The organism is Mycolicibacter nonchromogenicus, from assembly GCF_002101775.1.
GTDB lineage: Bacteria > Actinomycetota > Actinomycetes > Mycobacteriales > Mycobacteriaceae > Mycobacterium > Mycobacterium nonchromogenicum.
Genome location: NZ_LQPI01000020.1, coordinates 58,918 through 85,369, shown reverse-complemented (window position 1 = coordinate 85,369; position 26,452 = coordinate 58,918). Strand labels below are relative to the sequence as shown.

The window sequence follows — 26,452 nt, the reverse complement described above, 5'->3', positions numbered from 1 at the left end:
GTTGACGAGTCCAACAGCACCGACCAGGCAGCCTGATCCCCCCAATTTGCCCCCAGATCCGCAACCGCCCCACCCAGAGTGTCCCCGAACAGGTCCACCAAGAAGTCCTCGAAGTCGGCGTTCGCCGACGGCGCACCCGACCACGGCCCCAACCCAAACGCCAGAAACGCACTCACAGCCGACGAAGCACCGAATACTCGACTGCGACGAACCTTAGAACTGCCCTGACGATTACGAGCCATGATGCTTTTCCCCTTAACCAACACACAACGACGGCACAGTAATTTGTCGAATAGTCACGTTAACAGGGATTCAGAACGCGTCAACCCTTGTTTACCTGGGCAGACGATAATCCGTCGTTCAGCCTTACGGCCCCGAATATCGGTTAGATTCGCTCCGTAAGCTCAATTATTCCGCGGTCGTTAATTTAATTCATCCATCGGCCTTAATATAAATTTCCCAGCTAGTCTTCAGCTATCGGCGCGGCCGGATAACACTCAGCAAAGTAAAGAGGCCCACCGGGTGCAGTTTGCTGAAGTCGACCGCCGGCGCCTATCCCGCTTGGCCGGTATTGGGGGACGAGTCCACCCGGCCGCGAAGCCCCGCCGGTGGTGAGCCCGACACTGGAGCACTCGACCGACGGTTCTGATGCAAGCCGGCGCGCCCTCTTGAGAGCCGGCGCGTTTCAGTGCTGGCCGCGTCCACAGCCGGTTCGTCCAGGCCCACGAGCAAACAACCCCTGGAAACGAATCAGCACCGGCTACGCCCGTGTGGCGCAGCCGGTGCTGACGTGGATTGTTAAGGGGGTTACTGCTCCTGGCAGAGGTCGTCCAAGACGTCGATCTGACCGCGCAGCTGGTCGCGCAGCGGCTGCTGGACCGCGTCCTCGGGCGAGTGACCCGCCAGGTAGTTGATGCTCAGCGCCTCGAGGGTGTCGGCCATGTCGCCAACCGCCGTCGCCAAGTCATCCGGGGTAGCCGGGTTGGCCTTCAGGCTCTGGTGCAGGAAGGCGCCGCCGGCGAACAGCGAAAGCCGCGCGTTGGTGCCCACCGCCAGGTCACCGGCCAGGTCGCCCGGAACCGGGTTCTGCAGGTTGGTGTTGAACTGGGTGCCCTGCCGCACGACGGCCTGCGCGTTGCAGATGTTGCCCTTGGCCTCGGCACGCTGGTCGTCAGAGAACTTCTGGCCCGTCGACGGGTGGAACCACCCGAGGATGGCCAAAACGATGCCGATCACGGCCAACGCCAACGCGGCGATAGTAGGCACCGACAACGCCGAGGCTGAAGTGGAAGATTGCGGAAAACCCGCGGTCTTGGACTTGGCAGAGGAGGATTCGCTAGCAGAAGTCTCAGGCATTGCGCGATAGTAACGGGACAGGCCCGTTTAGTCACGCCGAACCGGGAACTGGCGCGTTGCCGGTACCCTCATGTGCGATGTTGAGCACCGAGCTGCAGACCACACCGCGCCGCCTCACCGGCTGGGGCCGCACCGCGCCCAGCGTGGCGCAGGTGTTGTCGACCCCGGATGTCGAGGTCATCGCCAAGGCGGTGGCTCGCTGCGCCGATTCCGGAAGCCGGGGCGTGATCGCGCGAGGCCTGGGCCGTTCCTATGGCGACAACGCCCAGAACGGCGGCGGCCTGGTGATCGACATGACCGCGCTGAACCGGATCCACTCGATCTCGTCTGACCGCGGTGTCGTCGACGTCGACGGCGGGGTGAGCCTGGATCAGTTGATGAAGGCGGCCCTGCCCTTCGGGTTGTGGGTGCCGGTACTGCCCGGGACACGCCAGGTCACCATCGGTGGGGCGATCGCCTGCGACATCCACGGCAAGAACCACCACAGTGAGGGCAGCTTCGGCAACCACGTGTTGTCGCTGGATTTGCTGACCGCCGGCGGTTCGGTACGCCACCTCACCCCGGACGGCGAGGACTCCGAACTCTTCTGGGCCACCATCGGCGGCAACGGCCTGACCGGGATCATCCTGCGCGCCACGATCGCCATGACGCCGACCGAGACGGCGTACTTCATCAACGACGGCGACAACACCACCACGCTGGACGAGACCATCGCCTTCCACAGCGACGGCAGCGAGGCCAACTACACCTATTCCAGTGCCTGGTTCGACGCGATCAGCCCGCCGCCGAAGCTGGGCCGCGCCACCATCACCCGTGGACGGCTGGCGCTGCGCGACGAGCTGCCCAAGAAGCTGGCCCGCAATCCGCTGAAGTTCGACGCCCCGCAGCTGATGACGGTGCCCGACATCTTCCCCAACGGGTTGATGAACAAGTTGAGCCTGAGCGCCATCGGCGAGCTGTACTACCGCCGTGGCGGCCACTATCGCGGCAAGGTGCAGAACCTGACGCAGTTCTATCACCCGCTGGATCTGCTGGGTGAGTGGAACCGCGGCTACGGCCCGGCCGGCTTCGCCCAGTACCAGTTCCTGGTGCCCACCGAAGCCGTCGAGGAGTTCAAGAGCATCATCATCGACATCCAGGCCAGCGGGCACTACTCGGCGCTCAACGTGTTCAAACTGTTCGGGCCGGGAAACAAGGCGCCGCTGAGTTTCCCGATGCCCGGCTGGAACGTGTGCCTTGACTTCCCGATGAAGCCCGGCGTCAACGAGCTGCTCAACGAACTGGACCGGCGGGTGCTGGAGTTCGGCGGCCGGCTCTACACCGCCAAGGACTCTCGCACCACCGCGGAGAATTTCCACGCCATGTACCCGCGGATCGACGAATGGATCGCGGTACGCCGCAAGGCCGATCCCGACGGGATCTTCGCCTCCGATATGGCCCGACGTTTGGAGCTTCTGTAGATGGTGTTCGACGCCACCGGTAACCCCCAGTCCATCCTGCTGCTGGGCGGCACCTCCGAGATCGGCCTGGCGATCTGTGCGCGCTACCTGCGCAATGCCTCGGCCACCGTGGTGCTGGCCTGCCTGCCCGGCGACCCCGGTCGCGACGACGCCGTGGCCGCCATGGAGGCAGCCGGTGCCAAGTCGGTGCGGATCGTCGACTTCGACGCGCTCGACACCGCAAGCCACCCGGCGATGATCGACGCCGCGTTCTCGGACGGCGACATCGACGTGGCGATCGTGGCCTTCGGCATGGACGCCGACGCCGAGGAACTCTGGCACAACCAGGCCAAGGCGGTGCAGGTCGCGCAGATCAACTACACCGCAGCGGTTTCGGTGGGCGTGCTGCTCGCGGACAAGATGGGCGCCCAGGGCTTCGGGCAGATCATCGCGATGAGCTCGGTGGCCGGCGAACGAGTCCGCCGGACCAACTTCGTCTACGGCTCCACCAAGGCCGGCCTGGACGGCTTCTACCTCGGCCTGGGCGAGGCGCTTCGCGAAGACGGCGTGCGGGTGCTGGTGATCCGGCCCGGCCAGGTGCGCACCCGCTTCTCCGCGCACGTCAAGGAAGCACCGCTGACCGTCGACAAGGAAGACGTCGCCGAACTGGCGGTGGCCGCCGCCGCCAAGGGCAAGGAAATCGTCTGGGCGCCAGGGGCGTTCCGCTACGTCATGATGGTGCTGCGGCACGTCCCGCGGGCGATCTTCCGCCGGCTGCCCATCTGATGCGCACCGCGCTGGCCACCGTCGGTCAGATGATGCTGGCCGCTGCGGTGGCCGTCGTCGTCGCGGTGGTCGCGCTGATGGCGATCGCCCGGGTGCAGTGGCCCGCGTATCCGTCATCGAACCAACTGCACGCGCTGACCACCGTCGGGCAGGTCGGCTGTCTGGCCGGGTTGGCCGCGGCGGGGTGGCTCTGGCGGCGTGGCCGGCGTGCCGTGGGCTGGATCGCTGCCGTGGTGTTCGTCTCGGCGTTTTCGGTGGTGACGCTGGCGATGCCGCTGGGCGCCACCAAGCTCTACCTGTTCGGGATCTCGGTGGACCAGCAGTTCCGCACCGAATACCTGACCCGGCTGGCCGACAGCCCCGCCTTGGCCGACATGACCTACCTCGGGCTGCCGCCCTTCTACCCGCCGGGCTGGTTCTGGCTCGGCGGCCGGGCCGCGGCCTGGACCGGGCTGCCGGCCTGGGAGATGTACAAGCCGTGGGCGATCACCTCGATCGCCGTGGCCGCCGCGGTGGCGCTGGTGCTGTGGAACAAGATGGTCCGCTTCGAGTACGCGCTGCTGGCCACCATCGCCGGCGCGGCGGTGACGCTGGCCTACAGCTCCCCGGAGCCCTACGCGGCGATGATCACCGTGCTGCTGCCCCCGGTGCTGATCCTGACCTGGTCCGGCCTGCGCGCCGGCCCGCGCAGCGCCGCCTCGCCCCACCCCGCCGGCCCGCGCCTTCCCGCCGAGCCGGAATCTGGCGACCGACACGCCGAGGCGCCCGTCGCAGGATTCCGGCTCGCGGCACAGGGCGCGGCAGACAACCCACCACACGACAGGCGCGGCTGGGCAGCGATCGTCGGCGCCGGCCTCTTCCTGGGCTTCGCCGCCACCTTCTACACCCTGCTGGTGGCCTACACCGCGTTCACGGTGGCCCTGATGGCCGCGGTACTGGTGGCGTCACGGGCGTTCAAGCGCGCGGGCATCAGGGCCACGCTGAGCCCCCTGGCTCGGCTGGCGGTCATCGGCGTGATCGCCGCGGCCATCGCGTCGATCACCTGGACGCCCTACCTGCGCCAGGCGCTGTACCACCCGCCCGGCGAGTCGCGCAGCGCCTTCCACTACCTGCCCCGCGACGGCGCCGAGCTGAGCTTCCCGATGCTGCAGTTCACGCTGCTCGGAGCACTGTGCCTGCTCGGCACGCTGTGGCTGGTGGTGCGAGCCACCAAGTCCACCCGGGCGGGTGCGCTGGCGATCGGCGTGATCGGCGTCTACCTGTGGTCGCTGCTGTCGATGCTGTCCACGCTGGCCCTCACCACCCTGCTGAGTTTCCGGCTGCAGCCCACGCTGACGGTGCTGCTGGCCACGGCCGGAGTCTTCGGGTTCATCGAGGGCGCCCAGGCGCTCGGCCGCGCCGCGCAGGGCTGGCACACCATCGTCTACCCCGTGGCGACCGCGGTTGGGCTGGCCGGCGCCGTGGCGTTCAGCCAGGACATTCCCGAGGTGCTGCGGCCCGACATCACCGTCGCCTACACCGACACCGACGGCCACGGTGAGCGCGGCGACCGCCGCCCACCGGGCGCCGCGAAGTACTACGAGGCGGTCGACGCCGCCATCACCGCGGCCACCGGCAAGCCGCGCAACCAGACCGTGGTGCTCACCGCCGACTACAGCTTCCTGTCCTACTACCCCTACTGGGGCTTCCAGGGGCTGACGCCGCACTACGCCAACCCGTTGGCGCAGTTCTCCGCGCGCGCCGCCGCGATCGAGGCCTGGTCCAAGCTCGAGACGTCCGAGCAGTTCACCCGCGCGCTCGACGATCTGCCGTGGCCGGCGCCGACGGTGTTTCTGATGCGGCCCGGCGCCGGCGACACCTACACGCTGCGGCTGGCCAAGGACGTCTACCCCAACCACCCCAACGTGCGGCGCTACACGGTGGAGCTCGACGCGGCGCTGTTCGCCGGGCCGCAGTTCCACGTGCAGAAGATCGGCCCGTTCGTGCTTGCCGTCCGCACCTGACGGGCGTCGGCGAGCACCCCGATAGCATCTGTGCGTGACCGATACGCGCGCCCACTTCCGGATCGCTCGGGCCGTCGCCATCGTCGCAGGCGTGCTGGGCACCCTCCTGGCGATCCTCACCCCCTTATTGCCGGTCAAGCAGACCACCGCCGAACTCAACTGGCCGCAGAACGGCGTGCTGGCCAGTGTGCAGGCGCCGCTGATCAGTTACGTCGCCACCGACCTCGACATCAGCGTGCCGTGCCAGGCCGCAGCCGGCCTCACCCCGGCCCGCTCGGTGCTGTTGTCCACGGTGCCCAAGCAGGCGCCCAAGGCCGTCGACCGCGGCCTGCTCATCGAACTCGTCAACGACGACCTGGTTCTGGTCGTCCGCAACGTGCCGGTGGTGGTGGCGCCGCTGGCCCAGGTGCTCGGCCCGGACTGCCAGAAGCTGACCTTCACCGCCCACGCGGATCGGGTCACCGCCGAATTCGTCGGCCTGAAATATGGACCCCACGCCGAGAAGCCCGGTACGCCGCTCACCGGGACCCGCAGCGGCTACGACTTCCGCCCGCAGATCGTCGGCGTCTACACCGACCTGTCCGGGCCTGCGCCGGCCGGACTGGAATTCAGCGCCACCGTCGACACCCGCTTCTCCAGCGCCCCCACCCCGCTCAAGTTGGCGGCGATGATCCTCGGGGTGGTGCTGACGATCGCCGCGCTGATCGCCCTGCACATCCTGGACACCGCCGACGGCACCCGGCACCGGCGCTTCCTGCCGGCCCGCTGGTGGTCGGCCACACCGTTGGACGCAGTGGTCACCGCGGTGCTGGTCTGGTGGCACTTCGTCGGCGCCAACACCAGCGACGACGGCTACATCCTGACCATGGCGCGCATCTCCGAGCACGCCGGCTACATGGCCAACTTCTACCGCTGGTTCGGCACCCCGGAGGCGCCGTTCGGCTGGTACTACGACCTGCTCGCGGTGTGGTCGCACGTGTCGACCTCCAGCATCTGGATGCGGCTGCCCACCCTGGCCATGGCGCTGGCCTGCTGGTGGCTGATCAGCCGCGAGGTGATCCCCCGCCTGGGCCACGCCGTCAAGCAGAGCCGGGCGGCGGCCTGGACCGCGGCGGGCATGTTCCTGGCCTTCTGGCTGCCGCTGAACAACGGGCTGCGTCCCGAGCCGATCATCGCGCTGGGCATCCTGGCGACCTGGTGTTCGGTGGAGCGGGCGGTGGCCACCAGTCGGCTGCTGCCGCTGGCGTTCGCCTGCATCATCGGCGCGATGACGTTGTTCTCCGGTCCGACCGGGATCGCGTCGATCGGTGCGCTGCTGGTGGCCATCGGGCCGCTGCGCACCATCTTGCACCGGCGGTCCGAGCAGTTCGGGCTGGCGCCGCTGCTGGCGCCGATCGCCGCGGCGGTCAGCATCACCGCGATCGTGATCTTCCGCGACCAGACCCTGGCCGGCGAGATCGAGGCCAGCACGCTGAAGTCCGCGGTCGGGCCCAGCCTGGCCTGGTTCGAGGAGCACGTCCGCTACGAGCGGCTGTTCCTGGCCACTCCCGACGGCTCGGTGGCGCGCCGGTTCCCGGTGCTGGCGCTGGGCGTCGCGCTGGCGGTGTCGGTGGCGATGGCGTTGCGCAAGGGTCGGATTCCCGGCACCGCCGCGGGGCCGAGCCGGCGCATCATCGGGATCACCATCATCTCGTTCATCGCGATGATGTTCACGCCCACCAAGTGGACGCATCACTTCGGAGTGTTCGCCGGGCTGGCCGGGTCACTGGGCGCACTGGCCGCCGTCGCGGTGAGCGCCGCGGCCATGCACTCGCGGCGCAACCGGACGCTGTTCACCGCCGTGGTGCTGTTCATCACCGCGCTGTCGTTCGCCAGCGTCAACGGCTGGTGGTACGTCTCCAACTTCGGGGTGCCGTGGTCCAACGCCTTCCCCAAGTGGCATCTGGCGTTCGCCACCCTGGGTGTGGGCCTGACGGTGGTGGCGGCCCTGGTGGCCGCTTGGTTCCACTTCGCCAATGGTGCTGAGCGGCAACCACGCTGGGTGGCACTGTCCGGCTACCCGCTGGCGATCGCCTCCTGGGTGCTGATCGTGTTCGAGGTGGTGTCGCTGACCGCCGCGATGCTCGGCCAATACCCGGCGTGGACGGTGGGCCGCTCCAACCTGGGCGCCCTCACCGGCAAGACGTGCGGGCTGGCCGACGACGTGTTGGTCGAACAGGACCCCACCGCCGGGATGCTCACCCCGATCGACGCTCCGGTCGACGAGGCGCTGGGCGCGACGTTCTCGGTCGGGTTCACCCCCAACGGGATTCCCGCTGACGTCTCTGCCGACCAGGTGATGGGCCCGCCCGGGTTGGGCCGATTGGCCGACGACGACGCCGAGGTGTCCGGCGGCGAGGCCGGTACCGAGGGTGGCACCACCGCCGCCGAGGGTGTCAACGGCTCGCGCGCCCGCCTGCCCTACAAGCTGGACCCCGCCCGGGTGCCGGTGCTCGGCAGCTGGCGCCCCGGTCTTCAGGTGCCCGCGCTGCTGCGCTCGGCCTGGTACCGGCTGCCCGCCGACCGGGCCAGCGCCGGGCCGCTGCTGGTGGTCGCGGCCGCGGGCCGCTTCGACCGCGGCGAGGTCACCGCGCAGTGGGCCACCGAGGCCGGCGCCGCGAGCGACAAGCCAGGCGGCACCGTGGAATTCGGTGACATCGGGGCGGTTCCGGCGTGGCGCAACCTGCGCGCGCCGATGTCGGCGATCCCGGCTGAGGCCACCCGCATCCGGCTGGTGGTCCGCGACGACGACCTGGCCCCGCAGCACTGGATCGCGGTGACGCCGCCGCGGGTGCCGCAGCTGAGCACGCTGCAGGAGGTGGTGGGCTCGCAGGATCCGGTGCTGCTGGACTGGCTGGTGGGCCTGGCGTTCCCCTGCCAGCGGCCGTTCGGTCACCAGAACGGGGTGACTGAGGTGCCCAAGTGGCGGATCCTGCCGGACCGTTTCGGCGCCGAGGCGAACTCCCCGGTGATGGACAACAACGGTGGCGGCCCGCTGGGTATCACCGAGTTGCTGGTGCGCGCGACCACGGTGCCCAGTTACCTGAACCACGACTGGTTCCGCGACTGGGGCGCCCTGCAGCAGTTGACGCCGTACTACCCGGCGGCCACACCTGCGCATCTGGAACTGGGCACCGCGGTGCGTTCCGGATTGTGGAGCCCGGCGCCGTTGCGGCACTGATCTACCGGTTTCGCTTTCCGGCACGGGCCGCAGCGGGGGCCAGCAGCGGTCGCTACGACATCGTCGCCCCGTCGGCGTCGCCCCGTCGGCAGCGTCGCCCCGTCGGCGTCGCCCCGTCGGCACCGACCTCACTTGCCGCATCCTTCACGGAGACCCCTCCCGCCACGGGCTCCCCACCCGCCCCCGTAGTCGAGGTATGTGAGAGTTGCCCGCCTTTGCGCGACAAATGCCCTCGGTCGGGCCGACGCGACAGGGAGGCGGGCCTGTGGATCAGTGGCCCCTGTGGATCAGCGCCCGGTGGGACAGTGCGCCAGGGGTCAGCGCCCCGATGGATCAGCCCCAGTGGGACAGTGCCCCCAGTGGGACAGTGCCCCGATGGATCAGCGCCCCAGTGGGTCAGTGCCCCAGTGGCTCAGTGCCCCAGTGGCTCATTGCCCCGGTGGGCAGTGCGCCCATGGGTCAGAAACCCAACACCCAAAGCCGATCACCCGGTTGGCGCCGGGCGACGCCTGTCAGTGCCCGGTGGCAAGGTCCGGTCATGACGAACCGCAGAGCATTGCGCGGCATCGAACTGCGCTACGTACTGACCCACTACCTGCTCCATCACGGCACCTGCAGCATCAGCGAACTGGCAGCGGAGCTGGAGTCGCGCGGCTTCAGCGTCGCGGGGCGACCGTCCAAGGCCATCTCGGACGCGCTGCGCTGGGAACGCGAACGCGGCCGGGTGTTCCGGCGAGGCCGAGGCCGTTACGGGCCCGCGGGCACACCGCCCCGCGGCACCGAGTACCGCATTCATCAGCGGGTGCTGGCGCTGCGGGCCGAGGCGGCGCAATCCAATCCCAGCCGCTACCCGACATAACGTGGGTTGTCGCGCAGAGGCGGGCAACAATCACACCGGTCTGAACCGCGCGAGACAGGCGGGTCGGCGCGACGCAGAGCCAGGCACGCGCCACAGGGCAGCCCACGCGACACATGTCCAGGCGCGCACCACAGGGCCAGCCCACGCGACACATGTCCAGGCCGCGCGACACCGGCCCGGATTCCCTCCGGGACGGGCGGGATGGGTTCCCCGCCCGGCCACCGCCGTCGCATAGCATCGAGCCTCGTGTCCTCCACCTACGACCAGCCCAAGCAGCGCCATCGAATCGCCCGGCTGATCGCGGTGGTGGCCGGTGTCACCGGCGTGCTGCTGTGCGGCATCACCCCACTGCTCCCGGTCAAGCAGACCACCGCCACCATCGCCTGGCCGCAGGGCCTCAACGCCGACGGCCACGTCAGCGACATCACCGCTCCGCTGGTCTCCGGTGCGCCCCGCAGCCTGGACATCACCATTCCCTGCTCGGCGATGGCCACCCTGGGCGAGAAGGGCGGCCTGGTGCTGTCGACCGTGCCGGCCGGCGGCGTCGACGCCACCGCGCACGGCCTGTTCGTGCAGGCCAACAAGACCGACGTGTTCGCGGCGTACCGCGACCAGGTGGCCGCGGCAGCCCCCCGCGCCAAGATCGCCGACTGCAGCGAACTGCACCTGTGGGCCAACGCCGGCGAAGTCGGCGCGGATTTCGTCGGCATCCCCGGCGCGGCGGGCACCCTGCCCCCGGAGAACAAGCCGCAGATCGGCGGCGTCTTCACCGAACTGAAGATCGGCCCGCAGCCGGGCCTGAACGCCCGCATCGACGTCGATACCCGATTCATCAGCCGGCCCACCACGCTCAAGACCGGCGTGATGGCGCTGGGCGTACTCGCGGTGCTGGCGTCGATCCTCGCCCTGGCCGTCCTGGACCGCCGCGAATGCCACCGCACGTCACGCAGCTGGCCCCAGTGGCTCAAGGCCAATCCGATCACCTGGCTCGCCGACATCGGCGTGCTGGGCACCCTGGCGCTGTGGCACATCATCGGCGCCATCTCCAGCGACGACGGCTACAACCTCACGATGGCCCGCAACGTCGCGCACGCCGGCTATGTGGCGAACTACTACCGGTTCTTCGGCACCACCGAAGCCCCCTTCGACTGGTACCCCGCACTGCTGGGCCACTTGAGCACCGTCAGCACCGCCGGCGTATGGATGCGCCTGCCCGCCACGCTGGCCGGCATGGCCTGCTGGCTGATCATCAGTCGCCGCATCCTGCCCCGGCTGGGCCGGCTGTCCGGCAACCGGGTGGCGGTGTTCACCGCCGCGGCCATGTTCGCCGCGGCCTGGCTGCCGTTCAACAACGGCCTGCGCCCCGAGCCGCTGATCGCACTGGGCACCTTGGCTGTCTGGGTGTTGGTGGAACACACGATCGCCACCCGCCGCCTGATGCCCACCGCGCTGGCGGTGCTGGTGGCGGTCTTCACCGTCACCCTGGCTCCGCACGGCTTGATCGCGCTGGCACCGCTGCTCACCGGCTCCCGGGCCATCGAGGGCGTGATTCGCAGCCGCCGGGCCACCGACGGCCTGCTGGCACCGCTGGCGGTGCTGGCCGCGGCTGCCTCGGTGATCGCCGTGGTGATCTGCCGGTCGCAGACCCTGGCCGCCGTCGCCGAGTCGGCCCGCATCAAGTACGTGGTCGGTCCGACCATCGCCTGGTACCAGGAGTTCCTGCGGTACTACTTCCTGACCGTCGAGGAGAACGTCGACGCCTCACTGACCCGCCGATTCGCGGTGCTGGTCCTGCTGTTCTGCATGTTCGCCATGCTGGTGGTGCTGCTGCGGCGCGGCCGGATCAACGGGGTGGCCAGCGGCCCGGCCTGGCGGCTGATCGGGTCCACCGCGGTGGGCCTGCTGCTGCTGACCTTCACCCCGACCAAGTGGGCCGTGCAGTTCGGCGGGTTCGCCGGACTGGCCGGGGCGCTGGCGGCGCTCACCGCGTTCACCTTCGCCCGCGTCGGGCTGCACAGCCGACGCAACATGACCCTGTATGTGACCGCGCTGCTGTTCCTGGTCGCGGTGGCGACCTCCGGGGTCAACGGCTGGTTCTACGTCGGCGGGTACGGGGTGCCGTGGTTCGACATCCCGCCGGTGATCGCCAGCCGCCCGGTGACGTCCATGTTCTTGGCGGCCTCGATCGCCACCGGCCTGCTGGCCGGCTGGCAGCACTTCCGGCTGGACTACGCCGGGCACACCGAGGTGACGCCCAACCGGCGCAATCGGATCCTGGCCTCCACCCCACTGCTGATCGTCGCCAGCCTGATGGTGCTGCTGATGGTCGGATCGATGGCCAAGGCCGCCGCAGGCCGCTACCCGGCCTACACCACCGCCAAAGCCAACGTCGACGCGATCACCTCCAAACTGAACAGCTGCGCCATGGCCGACGACGTGCTGGCCGAGCCCGACGTCAATGCCAGCCTGCTGCAACCCGTTCCGGGCCAGACCTACGGCGAGCTCGGCCCGCTCGGCGGCTCCGACCCCTACGGCTTCGACCCCAACGCCGTCGACGACGACCTGACATCCCTGGCCGTCATCGCCAAGCCGGGTGTGCCCAACGCCGACGCCTCCCCCAACAAGCCCAGCGCCAACCAAAGCGACGCGGCCGGCACGGCCGGCGGCCGGATTCCCGACGACGCCCCCGACGGCGTGAACGGCTCCCGGGTGGCGCTACCGTTCGGGCTGGACCCGGCCATCACCCCGGTACTGGGCTCCTACCAGGAGCAGGTCGCCGCGCACGCGACCTCGGTCTGGTACCGGCTGCCCGAACCGTCGGCGGACCGGGCCCCGATCGTCGTGGTCGCCGCCGCCGGCGCGATCTGGTCGCACGGCGAGGACGGCAAGCTCGACTACGGCCAGCCGCTGAAGCTGCAGTGGGGCATCACCGCCGAAGATGGCACCGTGGCGGCCCAGGACGAGGTGGAGCCCATCGACATCGGCCCGCAGAACTCCTGGCGCAACCTGCGCTTCCCGCTGGCCTGGGCGCCGCCGGGCACCGACGTGGTGCGCATCGTCGCCAACGACCCGAACCTGTCGACCGAGCAATGGATCGCGTTCACCCCGCCGCGGGTGCCGGTGGTCAAGACCATCAGCGAGTTGATGGGCCCGCAGACCCCGGTGCTGATGGACATCGCCGTCGCGGCGAACTTCCCCTGCCAGCGGCCCTTCACCGAGCACCTGGGCATCGCCGAGCTGCCGGAGTACCGGATCATGCCGGATCACAAGCAGACCGCGGCGTCGTCGAACCTGTGGCAGTCAGCCGAGGACGGCGGGCCGTTCATGATCACCCAGGCCATGCTGTGGACCACCACCGTCCCGACCTACCTGCGCGATGACTGGTATCGCGACTGGGGTGCGGTCGAGGCCTATCACCGGCTGATCCCCGCGAAGGACGCACCCGATGCCGTCGTCGACGAGGGCACCGTCACTGTTACCGGCTGGAGCCGGCCCGGACCGATTCGAGCACTGCCATGACACGTGAGGTGAAACTGACCCGCTGGGTGGCCGTGGTCGCCGGCCTGGTGGGCTTCCTGCTGTCGGTGGCCACCCCGCTGCTGCCGGTGGTGCAGACCACCGCCACGCTGAACTGGCCGCAGCACGGCGACCTGGGCAGCGTCACCGCGCCGCTGATCTCGCAGACCCCGATCGAGATGTCGGTGAAGGCGCCGTGCGCGCTGGTGCGCCAGTTGCCCGCCGAGGGCGGCACGCTGCTGTCGACCGCCCCGGCCAAGGGCAAGGACGCCGCACTCAACGGGCTGTTCATCACCGTCACCGAGAAGCGGGTGGACGTCACCGACCGCAACGTGGTGCTGGCCACCGCACCGCGGGCCAAGGTGGAGGGGCCCGGCTGCACCGACATCGAGGTCACGTCGTCGCACGCCGGCACCTACGCCACCATCGGCGGCGTCACCCAGCGCTACGGCTGGGCCGACCCGAACCTGCGCCCGCAGATCGTCGGGGTCTTCACCGACCTGGCGGGTCCCGCGCCGGACGGCCTGTCGCTGACCGCCGACATCGACACCCGGTTCTCCACCAAGCCGACGGCGCTCAAACGGGCCGCGATCTACGCCGCCATCCTGGCCACCGTGATCGCGGTGCTGGCGCTGTGGCGGCTGGACCGGCTCGACGGGCACCGGATGCATCGGCTGATCCCGAGCCGGTGGCGGTTCTTCTCGCTGGCCGACGTGGTGGTGGTGTTCGGCTTCCTGCTCTGGTACGTGATCGGCGCGAACTCCTCCGACGACGGCTACATCCTGGGCATGGCGCGGGTGGCCGACCACGCCGGCTACATGAGCAACTACTTCCGCTGGTTCGGCAGCCCGGAGGACCCGTTCGGCTGGTACTACAACCTGCTGGCGCTGATGACGCACGTGTCCGACGCCAGCATCTGGATCCGGTTGCCGGACCTGGTCGCCGGGCTGGTGTGCTGGCTGCTGCTGAGCCGCGAGGTGCTGCCCCGATTCGGCCCGGCGGTGGCGGCCAGCAAGCCGGCACTGTGGGCCGCCGGTCTGGTGCTGCTGGCGGCATGGATGCCGTTCAACAACGGCCTGCGGCCTGAGGGCATCATCGCGGTCGGCTCGCTGATCACCTACGTGCTGGTGGAGCGGGCAATCATCTCCAGCCGGCTGACTCCGGCGGCGCTGGCGATCATCTGCGCCGCGTTCACCCTGGGTATCCAGCCCACCGGGCTGATCGCGGTGGCCGCGCTGCTGGCCGGCGGCCGACCGCTGCTGCGAATCCTGGTGCGCCGTCACCGCATTCACGGAACCTGGCCGCTGGTGGCGCCGCTGCTGGCCGCCGGCGCGGTGATCCTGACGGTGGTGTTCGCCGACCAGACCATCCGGGCGGTGTTGGAGGCCACCCGGGTTCGCACCGCGATCGGCCCCAGCCAGGCCTGGTACACCGAGAACCTGCGCTACTACTACCTGATCCTGCCGACCGTCGACGGCTCACTGTCACGGCGATTCGGTTTCCTGATCTGCGCGCTGTGCCTGTTCACCGCGATGTTCATCATGTTGCGGCGCAAGCGTGTTGCCGGTGTGGCCGCCGGCCCGGTGTGGCGGCTGATGGGCGTGATCCTGGCGACCATGTTCTCGCTGATGTTCGCGCCGACGAAGTGGGTGCACCACTTCGGGCTGTTCGCGGCGGTGGCCGGCGCGATGGCGGCCCTGACCACGGTGTTGGTCTCGCGACAAGTGGTGCGCTGGTCGCGCAACAGAATGGCGTTCGCCGCCGCGGTGCTGTTCATCCTGGCGTTGTGTTTCGCCACCACCAACGGCTGGTGGTACGTCTCCAGCTATGGCGTGCCGTTCAATGCCGACATGCCGCGTATCGGCGGGATCACCGTCAGCACAATCCTGTTCGCGATGTTCGCCCTGGTGGCCGGGTGGGCGACCTGGCTGCACTTCGCGCCGCGTGACCGCGGCGAGGGCCGGCTGGCCCGGGCGCTGACCGCCGCGCCGGTTCCGGTGGCGGCGGGCTTCATGGTGTGCGTGTTCGTGGCCTCGATGGTGGCCGGGATCATCCGCGAATACCCGACCTACTCCAACGGCCTGGCCAATGTGCGGGCGTTCGTGGGCGGCTGCGGGCTGGCCGACAACGTGCTGGTGGAACCCGATCCCAATGACGGTGCGCTGACCCCGCTGCCCGGGGAGTACGGCGAACTCGGCCCGCTGGGCGGGGTGAACCCGGTGGGCTTCACCGCCAACGGGGTACCGGAGAAGGTGGTCGCCGAGTCGCTGCGGATGCCGATCACCCAACCCGGCACCGACTACGACTGGGACGCCCCGAAGAAGCTCAAGAAGGCCGGGATCAACGGCTCGACCGTCCCGCTGCCCTATGGGCTGGACCCGGCGCGAATTCCGTTGGCGGGCAGCTACAGCACCGACGGCCAGCAGGAGTCCCGGCTGACCTCGGCCTGGTACACGCTTCCCCCGGCCGACGACGCGCACCCGCTGGTGGCGGTGACCGCCGCCGGCACCATCGCCGGCAACAGCGTGCTCAAGGGCTACACCACCGGCCAGGACGTGCAGCTGGAATACGGCCTGCCCGGACCCGACGGCGTTCCGGTGGCCGCCGGACGGCTGGTGCCCTACGACCTGTTCGGTGAGTGGCCGCGGATGTGGCGCAACCTGCGCTACCCGCGCTCGGCGATTCCCGCCGACGCCGTGGCGGTTCGCATTGTGGCCGTGGACAAGTCGCTGAACCCGCGGGACTGGATCGCGTTCACCCCGCCGCGGCTGCCCGAAGTCAAGACCATCCAGGAGTACATCGGCTCGGACAAGCCGGTGCTGCTGGACTGGGCGGTGGGCCTGGCCTTCCCGTGCCAGCACCCGATGCTGCACGCCAACGGTGTCACCGAGGTGCCGGAGTACCGGATCACCCCGGACTACAACGCCAAGAAGCAGGACACCGACACCTGGCAGGACGGCGTCAACGGCGGGTTGCTGGGCATCTCCGACATGTTGCTGCGCGCGCATGTGATGGCCACCTACCTCAACCACGACTGGGGCCGCGACTGGGGCTCGTTGCGTCAGTTCGACGTGATCACGCCGGCCACGCCCGCAGAGTTGGATCTGGGCAGCGTGACGCGTTCGGGCTGGTGGTCACCCGGCGAGATCCGCATCAAGGCCTGACTAATCGACCGCGAGCGTGCGTGTCTGCTCCGCGACACGCACGCTCGCGCGTCAGTCTGCGCACGCTCGCGCCAGTAGACCGACACGCGCCAGGCCCGGCCACCACGCCGGCCTACTTCGCGATGACCGGCTCCCAGGTGAGGTTCCCCCGTACAGCCGGAACCGCGGTGCCACGCAAGGAGTAGCCGGCCGTCTCCGGCAGGAACCGCAAGACACCCAACCCGATCACCGCGGCGAACACCAGATACGCCGCGGGAAACAATTGCCATTCGGTGCGTTCGATCACCGCATCGGCCAGCACCGGCGCGGTGCCGCCGAACATCGCGACCGCCGCGTTGTCGGCCACCGCAAACCCGGCATAGCGCACCTGGGTGGGAAACATCGCCGGGAACGTCGCCGCCACGGTGGCCATCGGCCCGGCACACAACACACTGAGCACCCCGAAACCCACCAGTGCGTAGGCGAATCCCTGGCCCATCAGCCAGTACATCGGCAACGCCAGCACGGCGAAGCCCAGCAGCGAGGCGCGCCACAGCGGCTTACGGCCGATCCGGTCCGACCACGCGCCCGCGAAGGGGATGCAGGCCATCGTGATCAACTCCCCCACCAACACCACCGTGGTCCGGCTGCTCGCGTCGAGGCCGACGGAGGAATACAGATAGGTGGGCTGGTAGGTCACCAGGGTGTAGTCGATGATGTTCAGCACCGCCAGCAGTGCAAACGCCACCACCACCGGCCGGGTGTAATGGGTCAACAGGTCCACCAGGCGGTCCCACGCCGATCCGGTGATCGCGTCGTGGTCCACACACTCGGAGAACACCGGCGTCTCCGGCATCCGGGTGCGCAGGACTATCCCCAGCACACCCAACGGCAGGGCCACCAGGAACGGCACCCGCCAGCCCCAGGCCGCCATCTGCTCATGGGTGAGCAGCGCCTCCAGCGTCAGCACCACAGCGCTGCCCAGGACGAAGCCGCCGACGGCACCGAACTCCAGGAAGCTGCCGTAGGTACCACGCTTGTCGTCGGGGGCGCTTTCGGCCATGAACGTGGCCGCGCCGCCGTATTCGCCGCCGGTTGAAAAGCCCTGCACCACGCGCAGGGCGATCAACAGCACCGGGGCCCACCACCCCGCCGCGGCGTAGGTGGGCAACACGCCGATCAGCGTGGTCGCCACCGCGATCAGGGCAATGGTGGCGACCAGAGCCGACTTGCGCCCGAACCGGTCGCCCAGCGGTCCCCAGACCATGCCGCCCAGCGGTCGGAGCACAAAGGAGACCGCGAAACCGAGCATGGTGCCGAGGTTGCCCAGCGTCTCGGGAAAGAACGCCTCGGTCAGATACGTCGCCACGACGGCGTAGACGCCGTAGTCATACCATTCAGTCGCATTGCCGATGGCCGACGCCGCGATTGCGCTGCGCAGCATGCGGTTCTGATCGTTCGGGGCATCGTTGGGGGCATCGTGCGAGGCATCTCGCGCGCCCGGGGCCGGCGGTAGGCTCATCACGCCTCGCCGATAGGGCACACGTCGTCCCCCTCGAAATGAGAATCTCGGCGGCTCGCCCACCATGGGATCGCCTGGGGTAAACGATAATTGGTCTGCGTCGGCTACGACGGGTATTGCTGAAGCGTTTACCCAAACTTAGCCGCGGGCAGCCGAGGGCGACCGGAGGCAACCCGGGACCGCTAGGACGGGGGTTCCCAGTTCTCCCAGTATTCGGCGTTCATGTACCGACCGACCAGCGCTTCCCACATCAGGCTGGTCAGGCCGTTGAGCATGTCCTGCACGTCATCGCTCTCGGAGAGGCCCACGCTGGCGCCGGACGCCAACAGGGTTGCCAGCGCGGGGTTGTCGATCACGTCGACCACCTGATAGGTGGCCGGGTCCAGGATGTCGGCGACAAACGCGTTCCACCCGGTCTGCGCCGCCACCGCCAGTGCCGCGTTGACTTCGTTCCAGTCGATGTTGGGCTGCTCCATGGTGAACAGCGTCGGCTCGTCGGGCGAGCCCTCGTTCCACCCGTTCTCGATGCTGCCGTAACCCAGATTCACCAGGATCCGCATGGTCGGTTCCATCAAGTCGTACATCGGCTTTCCGGTGACCGGGACGAACAGCAGCGGATACAGCAGCGGCAGGTACTCGCTGCGGATCATGTACGAGCTGACCAGGCTGTCGGGGTCGGTGTCCAGCAGAATCGCGCCCTCGATCTGGTCGGGCGTCAGGCCGAGGTAGGCGATGTGCTGGGTGGCCATGCCCATGACGGCGTTGAGATCGGCGAAGACGTTGCTGAGGTACCGCGGAAAGTCCGCGTAGCCGTCGTATTCCAGGGTGTAGATGCTGGTGGGGTACAGACCGCTTGGCGTCGGGTTGCCCAGAGTGACGTAGCTCTGCCCCATGGCCTCGACCACTTCCGGCATGTTTTCGAAGCCGACCATCAGGCCGCCGTTGGGGTTGGCCGAATTACCGATCAACACGAAGTGCACCGCAGAACTCGGCACATCGGCTTCAGCGAGCTGCTGCATCGCCAGCGTGGTCAAGGCGGCGCTCTGCGAGTAACCGAACACCGTCACCGGATGGTCGCCGTCCGCCTCGCCGAGCTCGATCAGCTCCAGCACCCTGTCGGTCAGAATCTGCGCGCCCTTGGTCAGAGACTGGTCCAGCAGGTAGGTCTCCGCGGGGGTGGTCAGGACCTCGAGCTCCCCGGCGAAGCCGTGCGGCGACAGGTAGAGCTCCTCGACCGTCTCGGCGAACTCCTGGCTCGGCGTGGGGATCATGCTCGGTCCCATGATCAGTGCGATGCCGGAGCCGGCGAGGGGTCCGCCATCCGCGGCCGACAGCAGGACCGTCGGATTGCCCGGAGCCGGAGTCAGCGCTGTGGCCTGGGGGGCACCGGCGATACCGACAACCAGCGTGGCCGCGACACATGCAGCTCGCAGGCCGGGTACGCGATTTGCGGACCGTGCCGCGACTGCATCAACCATCCAAAGACCCTCGCCAAACTCTCAAGGCCGCCACGCATGGCGCCGTTGAAAGTGGATGATTTCAATCACACTCTGTTATGTCAAATTCAGGTTCACTAATCAGGAAACGCGCCCTTAACAGGGCAAATCGGCGCGCGCCCTGAGATCGTGGGCCACATATTGTTCCCGTAACCTGAGCCAGGCCTTAGCAGCCACCCGGGGCCGCTGCGAGTACAGCTAGATCGGCAGCAGACCGTGCTTGCGCTGCACCTTGGGGAAGTTCTGCTTGTCCCGCAGCAGACGCAGCGACTTACGCAGCAACAGCCGCGTCTCGTGCGGCTGGATCACGGCGTCGATGTAGCCCCGCTCGGCGGCAGTCCACGGGATCGCCATGTTCTCGTTGTAGCCGTCGATGAAGTCCTGCTTGATCTTCTGCACCTCGGGTGCAGTCGGGTCCGGAAAGCGCTTCACCAGCAGCTGGGCCGCGCCGTCGGCGCCGATAACCGCGATGCGGGCCGTGGGCCAGGCGAAGTTGAGGTCCGCGGACAGCTGCTTGGAGCCCATCACCGCGTAGCCGCCGCCGTAGGCCTTACGGATGATCACCGTCACCTTCGGCACGTCGGCCTCGACGATCGCGTTGAAGAACCGGCCGCCGCGCTTGATGATCCCGTTTTTCTCCTCCGACACACCGGGCATGGCGCCGGGGGTGTCGACGACGAAAACCAGTGGGAGATTGTAGGAGTCGCAGAAGCGGATGAAGCTGGCCGCCTTGTCGGAGGCCTCGGTGTCGACCGCCCCGGACATGAACATCGGCTGGTTGGCGATCACCCCGACCGGATGCCCGTCGACCCGGGCGAACGCGGTGATCATCGCCTGCCCGCGCTGTTCGGCGATCTCGAAGACGTCGCCGTCGTCGAAGATCCGCAGCAGGATCTCGTGCATGTCGTAGGCGACGTTGTCCGCGTCCGGAACGATCGAATCCAGCTCCAGGTCGTGCGGGGTGATCTCCGGCTCGAGGCCGGGGTTGACGATCGGCGGATCGTCGAAGTGGTTGGCCGGCAGGAACGACAGGTAGTCGCGCACGTACTGGAACGCCGCCGCTTCGTCGTCGACCACCTTGTGGATGTTGCCGCGCTGCGCCTGTACGTCGGCGCCGCCGAGCTCGTCAAAGGTGACGTCCTCGCCGGTGACGTCCTTGATCACGTCGGGCCCGGTGATGAACATGTACCCCTGATCGCGCACGGCCACCAAAAGGTCGGTCTGGATGGGCGAATAGACCGCTCCCCCAGCGCATTTGCCCAAGATGATGGAGATCTCCGGTACCAGGCCGCGCAGCATCTCGTGGCGCCGTCCCAGCTCGGCGTACCAGGCCAGCGACGTCACCGCGTCCTGGATCCGCGCGCCCGCGGAGTCGTTGATGCCGATGATCGGGCAGCCGACCATGGCCACCCACTCCATCAGCTTGGCCACCTTGCGGCCGAACATCTCACCGACCGAGCCCTGGAACACGGTCTGGTCGTGACTGAACACCCCGACCGGCCGGCCGTTGATCCGGGCGTGGCCGGTGACCACGCCGTCGCCGTACAGCGCGTTCGGGTCACCGGGGGTCTTGCACAGCGCACCGATCTCCAAGAAGGTGCCGGGGTCCACCAGCGCATGAATGCGCTCGCGGGCACTGGGGATGCCCTTCTTCGCACGCTTGGCGACGGCGGCCTCGCCACCGGGTTCGGCTGCCAGCGCCAGCTTTTCGCGGAGCTCGGCCAACAGTTCAGCGGTGGTCTTGTTCGTCACGCGCTCTCGCTCTCGGCTTGAATCCGGTTGATCGCCTCACTCATGTGGGCGCCCACCTTGGCAATGTACGGCTCGTCGATGGCCTGAATGTGCTCACCCCCGATGTGCACGATCTCCAGGTCAGAGATGTACTCGCCCCAGCCTCCGTCGGGCTTGCGGGTCGCGTAGGCGGGCTCGAACACGATGGCGTCGTCGTGGTAGCGGTCGGCCATGTACAGGGTGACGTGACCGTCGTAGGGCTGGATCTCGATGGTGTCCAGCGCGCGGTTGTCCAGGTAGGACGTGCGCTGGTGCTCGATGATCCCGCCCGGGATCTGCACGCCGCTCTGCGCGACGACCTCGAGGACGAACTTCACCTGCCCCTCGTCGTCGAGCTTCTCCAGTTCCTCGTAGGGGATCTCGGGAATCTCGACGTTGAAGGTGCGCTCGGCGAACCGGGCGTAGCGGTCCCAGCGGGCCCGCATGCCTTCCTTGCTCTGGTCGATCGGCTCACCCGGCAGCACCAGGTCGATCAGCCCGACGAAACGCACGTCGGCGCCGGCCTGCTTGAGCCCGATCGCACACGCGTAGGCCAGCGCCCCGCCCAGCGACCAGCCCGCCAGCAGGAACGGACCGGAGTGCAACTCCAGCAGCTTGGGCACGTACTCAGCGGCGCGCTCCTCGATGGAGCCCTCCACCCGTTCGAAGCCGTAGATCGGGGTGTCGGCCGGCAGCCGCTTCATCAGGGGCTCGTAGACCACGGTCGAACCGCCCGCCGGGTGGAACACGAACAGCGGCAGACTCGACGAGTCCTCCTTGGGCGCCCGCAGGGTGCGGACGAAGCCGTCCACCACCCCTTCCTCGAGTTGGTCGCGGACGACGGTCGCCAGGCCCTCGATGGTGGTGGCGGCCTTGACGTCCTCGACGGTGATGATCCCCTCGGCACGCTCCGACAGCCGGGCGGCGAGCTTCTCGGCCACCTCGTCGTCGATCGCGGGCAGTTCGTTGAAGATGCCGCCCGGCGACTTCCCGGTGACGATCGCCCAGGTGGCGAAGGTGACCCGCTCGGCGGCGTCACGCGGTGGCACATCGGCGCCCAGCGCCTCGGTGACCGCCTCCTGGGTGAGCACCTTGGCAGCCGCAGCGGCGGCGGTCTTGGTGCTCACGCCGCTGTTGACCCCCGGCCCGGACGGATCGGTGGGCGGCGGCGGAACCCCGGGTCCCGACGGATCGGTGGGCGGCGGCGGAACAGCCGGCCCGGCCGGGTTGGTCGGCGGCGGCGGGATCGGGATGTCCGACGGCGGCGGGGCGGCCGCGGGCTCGGCCGCCGGAGCCGGCGCAGCTTCCGCCGCCTCGGCTGCCTTGGCCGCCGCCAGGATCGCGGCCTGCTCGGCGGCGATCTCGTCCGGCGTCTGAGTCTGCTGGTGCTCGTGCAGCGCCTCGACCTCGTCGCGGTGCTCGACCGCGTAGCGGATCATCTCCTCGACGTTGTAGAGGTTCGCGTCGCGGACCGCGGTCAGCTGGATCGGCGGCAGGTCGAAGTCGTATTCGACCCGGTTCTTGATTCGCACGGCCATCAGCGAATCCAGACCCAGCTCGATCAGCGGCACCTCCCAGGGCAGGTCCTCGGGCTCGTAGCCCATGGCGCCGCCGACGATGGTGCCCAACCGCTCCGCGATGGTCTCACCGGACTCCGGCGACCACTTGGCGAAACCGGCGGCCAGTCCGGCGCCGGCGGTCAGGTTGTCGTGCAGGATCTCGGCGTCGTCCACCTGGGGTTCGGCCGGTGCCGCAACCGAGGTGGCGGCGATCGCGGTGCCCGCCCCGACGGCGACCGGCAGCGAAACACCCTCGGTCCCAGCGCGACTCACCAACGCGTCGTAGACCAGCGTGAACGACTCGCCGATGCGCGCGTGCACCTGCACCGCCGCGCCGCCCGGGTGCCGGGTCAGTGTCGTCACCAGCCGAGAACCCTCGGCCGGCACCGCCCGCTGCTCGGAGGCCACCAGGATGGCGTCCGGAATGACCGCGGCGGCAGCGGCTTTCACCAGCGCAGCCAGGTCCGTCTCGCCGCGACCCGCGTACTCGAACACGTGCCGGCCGTCCGGGGTCGCGACGTGCGATCCGGGCATGACACCGGTGGCGTCGCCGGAGAATCGGGCGTCGAGCCAGTGCGGCTTGCGCTTGAAGCGCGTCGGCGGGATCTTGGCGAACTCCGCCGGGCTGACCGGCCCCTGGACCTCACGCGGGAACAGGGTGCGAAAGTCCAGGTCGTGGCCGTAGACGTAGAGCTGGGCCATCGCCATGGTCATGGCGTCGACGTCGTCGGTCTTGCGGGCCAACGTGGCGATCAGCTGGGCATCGTGCAGCCCGGCGCTGGCCGTGGTCAGGCCAACCTGCATGAGCGCCACCGGGTTCGGCGCCAGCTCCAGGAAGGTGGTGTAGCCGTTGTCGACCGCGTTGCGGACCCCGTGGGTGAAGTAGACGCTGTGGCGCATCCCCTTCTTCCAGTACTCCACATCGTGGATGGGCTCACCGCCGGGCTTGATGTAGGTGCCCTCGTGCACGGTCGAGAAGATGCCGATATTGGGCGTGCGCGGTTCGATGCCCTGCAGCTCCGCGGAGAACTCGCCCAGCAGCGGGTCCATCTGGGAGGTGTGGCCGGCGCCCTTGGTCTGCAGCTTGCGGGCGAAGCGGCCCTCGGATTCGGCGCGCGCGACGATCTCGTCGATCTGCTCGGGCGGGCCGCCGATCACGGTCTGGGTGGGGGCGGCGTAGACGCACACCTCCAGACCGGGGAAGTCGGCGAACACCGTCTTGAGTTCCTCGGCGGAGTACTCCACCAGCGCCATGAAACGGATGTACTCGCCGAACAGCATCGCCTCGCCCTCACCCATGAGGTGTGCGCGCGAGCAGATCACCCGGGTGGCGTCGGCCAGTGACAGGCCACCGGAGAAGTAGGCCGAGGCCGGCTCGCCCAGCGACTGGCCGATGACGGCGGTCGGGCGGGCCCCGTGGTGCTTGAGCACTTCGCCGAGCGCGATCTGAATGGCGAAGATCGCGATGTTGGACGTCTCGATGCCGTATTCATGCGAGTCGTCGAGGATCAGCTCCAGCACCGAGTAGCCGCGCTCGTCCTGGACCAGGGCGTCGACCTTCTCGATCCACTCGGCGAAGATCGGGTTGCGCAGGTAGAGGTTCTTGCCCATCTTGCGGTGCTGCGCACCGAAACCGGCCATCACCCACACCGGCCCATTGGTGACCGGGCCGTCGGCGGAGTAGACGTTGGGCTTCTGCTTGCCCTCGGCGACCGCCCGCAGACCGGCGACGGCCTCATCGTGGTCGTGGGCCAGCACCACGGCGCGTGAGCGGCCATGGTTGCGCCGCGACAGTGACCGGCCGATGGCCGTCAGCGGGGTGGCGCGGCCTTCTTCGCTGTCGATCCAGTCGGCCAGCTCAGCCGCGGCGGCCTTCTTGCGGGACGTCAGAAACGCCGAGATCGCCAGCGGGATCAGCGGCTGTACGGCCTCCTCGGCGGCAAGTTCGGCCAGCGCCTCCTCGCGCAGCCGCAACGCCTCGTCGGTCAGGCCGGGCAGCTCGTAGTCGCCCTCGTCGCCGTAGGAACTCTCGGGCACGATGAACTCGCCGTACTCGTCGAAGCGGGGGGCTTCGTGCTCGACGACGTCATCGGCCGCGTCGCCCGAGTCGGCGACCGGCTCCTCGGGCTGCGGCTCACGCTCGATCACGTCGCGCGGCAACACCTCGCGCAGCACCAGGTGCGCGTTGGCCCCGCCGAATCCGAAGCCGGACACCCCGGCGACGGCGTAGCCGCCGTAGCGCGGCCAGTCGCTGACGGTGTCGTTGACCTTCAGATGGGTGCCGGCGAAGTCGATGTAGGGGTTGGGTCCGGCGTAGTTGATCGACGGCGGGATCTTGTCGTGCTGCATCGCGAGCACGACCTTGGCCAGGCTGGCCGCACCGGCGGCGGACTCCAGGTGGCCGACATTGGATTTCACCGCGCCCAGCAGTGCGGGTTTGTCGGCGGCGCGGCCCCGGCCGACGACCCGGCCCAGCGCCTCGGCCTCGATCGGGTCGCCCAGGATGGTGCCGGTGCCGTGCGCCTCGATGTAGTCGACGGTGCGCGGGTCGATGCCGGCGTTCTTGTAGGCCTTGCGCAGCACGGCGGCCTGGGCGTCCGGGTTGGGCGCCAGCAGGCCGTTGGACCGGCCGTCGTGGTTGACCGCGGAGCCGGCGATCACCGCGAGGATCTGGTCGCCGTCGCGGCGCGCGTCGTCCACCCGCTTGAGCACCAGCACGCCGCCGCCCTCGGCACGGGAGTAGCCGTCGGCATCCGACGAGAACGACTTGATCCGGCCGTCGGGCGACAGCACCCCGCCCACCTCGTCGAAACCGACCGTCACCAGCGGGGTGACCAAGGCGTTAACGCCGCCGACCACCGCCACGTCGGCTTCGCCGTTGCGCAGCGCCTGCACACCGGCGTGCGCGGCGACCAGCGACGACGAGCAGGCGGTGTCGACGGTCACCGACGGCCCGCGGAAGTCGTAGAAGTAGCTCACCCGGTTGGCGATGATCGAGCTCGAGTTACCGGTGATGGCGTACGGGTGGGTGATGCTCGGGTCGGACAGCGCCAGGTTCTGGTAGTCGCCGTTGCTCGAACCCATGTAGACCGCGACCGATTCGCCGCGCAGGCTCGACGCCGGAATCCGGGCGTGCTCCAGCGCCTCCCAGGTCAGCTCGAGCGCCATCCGCTGCTGCGGGTCGATGTTGTCGGCTTCCATCTTCGACAGGGCGAAGAACTCGGCGTCGAAACCCTTGATGTCCGACAGGTAGCCACCGCGGGTGCGCGCCTTGCCGACCCGCTCGGCGATCCGCGGCTCCTCCAGGAACTCCGACCAGCGGCCTTCGGGCAGGTCGGTGATCGCGTCGAACCCGGCCAGCAGCTTTTCCCAGGTGTCCTCCGGCGTGTTCATGTCGCCGGGGAAGCGGGTGGCCAGACCCACCACCGCGATGTCGGCGATGTCGGCGTCGCGCGACCAGTCCTCGCCGTCGGAGTCGTCGACCACCACCGGCTCGCCCTCGACGATCACGGTGGCCAGCGCCTCGATCGTCGGGTGCCGGAAGGCCACCGTCGCCGACAGCGTCACGCCGGTGAAGTCCTCGATGTCCGAGGCCATCGCCACGGCGTCACGCGACGACAGGCCCAGTTCGATCAGCGGGGCGGTCTCGTTGATCTTGTCCGGGGACTGCCCGGTGGCATTGGCCACCCAGTTCCGCAGCCAGGTCCGCATGTCTGCGACGGTCAGGTCGGTGCGGCTGGTGCCGCGCAGGGTTGCGTCGTCGCCGTCGCCGGTCATCTGCGG

Annotated in this window: 12 protein-coding genes; 7 read left to right on the top strand and 5 right to left on the bottom strand. The window is 68.9% G+C overall.

Annotation, left to right across the window (positions count from 1 at the left end; all coding sequences use genetic code 11):
- Window positions 1–807: 807 nt before the first annotated feature.
- Window positions 808–1,266 (bottom strand): hypothetical protein, encoded by a 459-nt coding sequence (locus tag AWC18_RS01565; RefSeq protein ID WP_085137232.1) that lies wholly within the window; start codon window positions 1,264–1,266, stop codon window positions 808–810.
- Between the two features lie 167 nt (window positions 1,267–1,433).
- Here AWC18_RS01565 and dprE1 point away from each other — a divergent pair, with 167 nt between their 5' ends.
- The 7 genes from dprE1 (at window position 1,434) to AWC18_RS01530 (ending at window position 16,343) form a co-directional block, all read left to right on the top strand.
- Entirely contained in the window at window positions 1,434–2,816 is a 1,383-nt protein-coding gene (gene dprE1 / locus AWC18_RS01560; protein ID WP_064996721.1) for a decaprenylphosphoryl-beta-D-ribose oxidase, read from the top strand.
- Entirely contained in the window at window positions 2,817–3,581 is a 765-nt protein-coding gene (dprE2, locus tag AWC18_RS01555) for a decaprenylphospho-beta-D-erythro-pentofuranosid-2-ulose 2-reductase (RefSeq protein ID WP_085137229.1), read from the top strand.
- Complete coding sequence (locus AWC18_RS01550; protein ID WP_085137227.1) at window positions 3,581–5,584, top strand: galactan 5-O-arabinofuranosyltransferase; 2,004 nt, start codon at window positions 3,581–3,583, stop codon at window positions 5,582–5,584. The genes dprE2 and AWC18_RS01550 overlap by 1 nt, the downstream gene beginning before the upstream one ends.
- Before the next feature lie 34 nt (window positions 5,585–5,618).
- Entirely contained in the window at window positions 5,619–8,804 is a 3,186-nt protein-coding gene (locus AWC18_RS01545; protein WP_085137225.1) for an arabinosyltransferase domain-containing protein, read from the top strand.
- A gap of 538 nt (window positions 8,805–9,342) precedes the next feature.
- Window positions 9,343–9,663, top strand: coding sequence for a hypothetical protein (locus AWC18_RS01540; protein WP_085137223.1), 321 nt, complete (start codon window positions 9,343–9,345; stop codon window positions 9,661–9,663).
- Window positions 9,664–9,909: 246 nt separating this feature from the next.
- A complete protein-coding gene (locus AWC18_RS01535) occupies window positions 9,910–13,182 on the top strand; it encodes an arabinosyltransferase domain-containing protein (protein ID WP_234806395.1) in 3,273 nt (1,090 codons plus the stop codon).
- Window positions 13,179–16,343 carry an arabinosyltransferase domain-containing protein gene (locus AWC18_RS01530; RefSeq protein ID WP_085137219.1) on the top strand — a complete coding sequence of 1,055 codons (3,165 nt, stop codon included), beginning with the start codon at window positions 13,179–13,181 and terminating at the stop codon, window positions 16,341–16,343. The genes AWC18_RS01535 and AWC18_RS01530 overlap by 4 nt, the downstream gene beginning before the upstream one ends.
- 112 nt (window positions 16,344–16,455) lie before the next feature.
- On the opposite strand, the gene AWC18_RS01525 is transcribed toward AWC18_RS01530, so the two are convergent.
- The 4 genes from AWC18_RS01525 to pks13 form a co-directional block, all read right to left on the bottom strand.
- Window positions 16,456–17,844 (bottom strand): MFS transporter, encoded by a 1,389-nt coding sequence (locus AWC18_RS01525; RefSeq protein WP_085137217.1) that lies wholly within the window; start codon window positions 17,842–17,844, stop codon window positions 16,456–16,458.
- Window positions 17,845–18,026: 182 nt separating this feature from the next.
- Window positions 18,027–19,322, bottom strand: coding sequence for a PE-PPE domain-containing protein (locus AWC18_RS01520; RefSeq protein WP_085137215.1), 1,296 nt, complete (start codon window positions 19,320–19,322; stop codon window positions 18,027–18,029).
- Window positions 19,323–19,538: 216 nt separating this feature from the next.
- Entirely contained in the window at window positions 19,539–21,092 is a 1,554-nt protein-coding gene (locus tag AWC18_RS01515) for an acyl-CoA carboxylase subunit beta (protein ID WP_064996730.1), read from the bottom strand.
- Entirely contained in the window at window positions 21,089–26,446 is a 5,358-nt protein-coding gene (gene pks13, locus AWC18_RS01510) for a polyketide synthase Pks13 (RefSeq protein ID WP_208858306.1), read from the bottom strand. Before pks13 ends, AWC18_RS01515 begins: the two co-directional genes overlap by 4 nt.
- Between the last annotated feature and the right edge of the window lie 6 nt (window positions 26,447–26,452).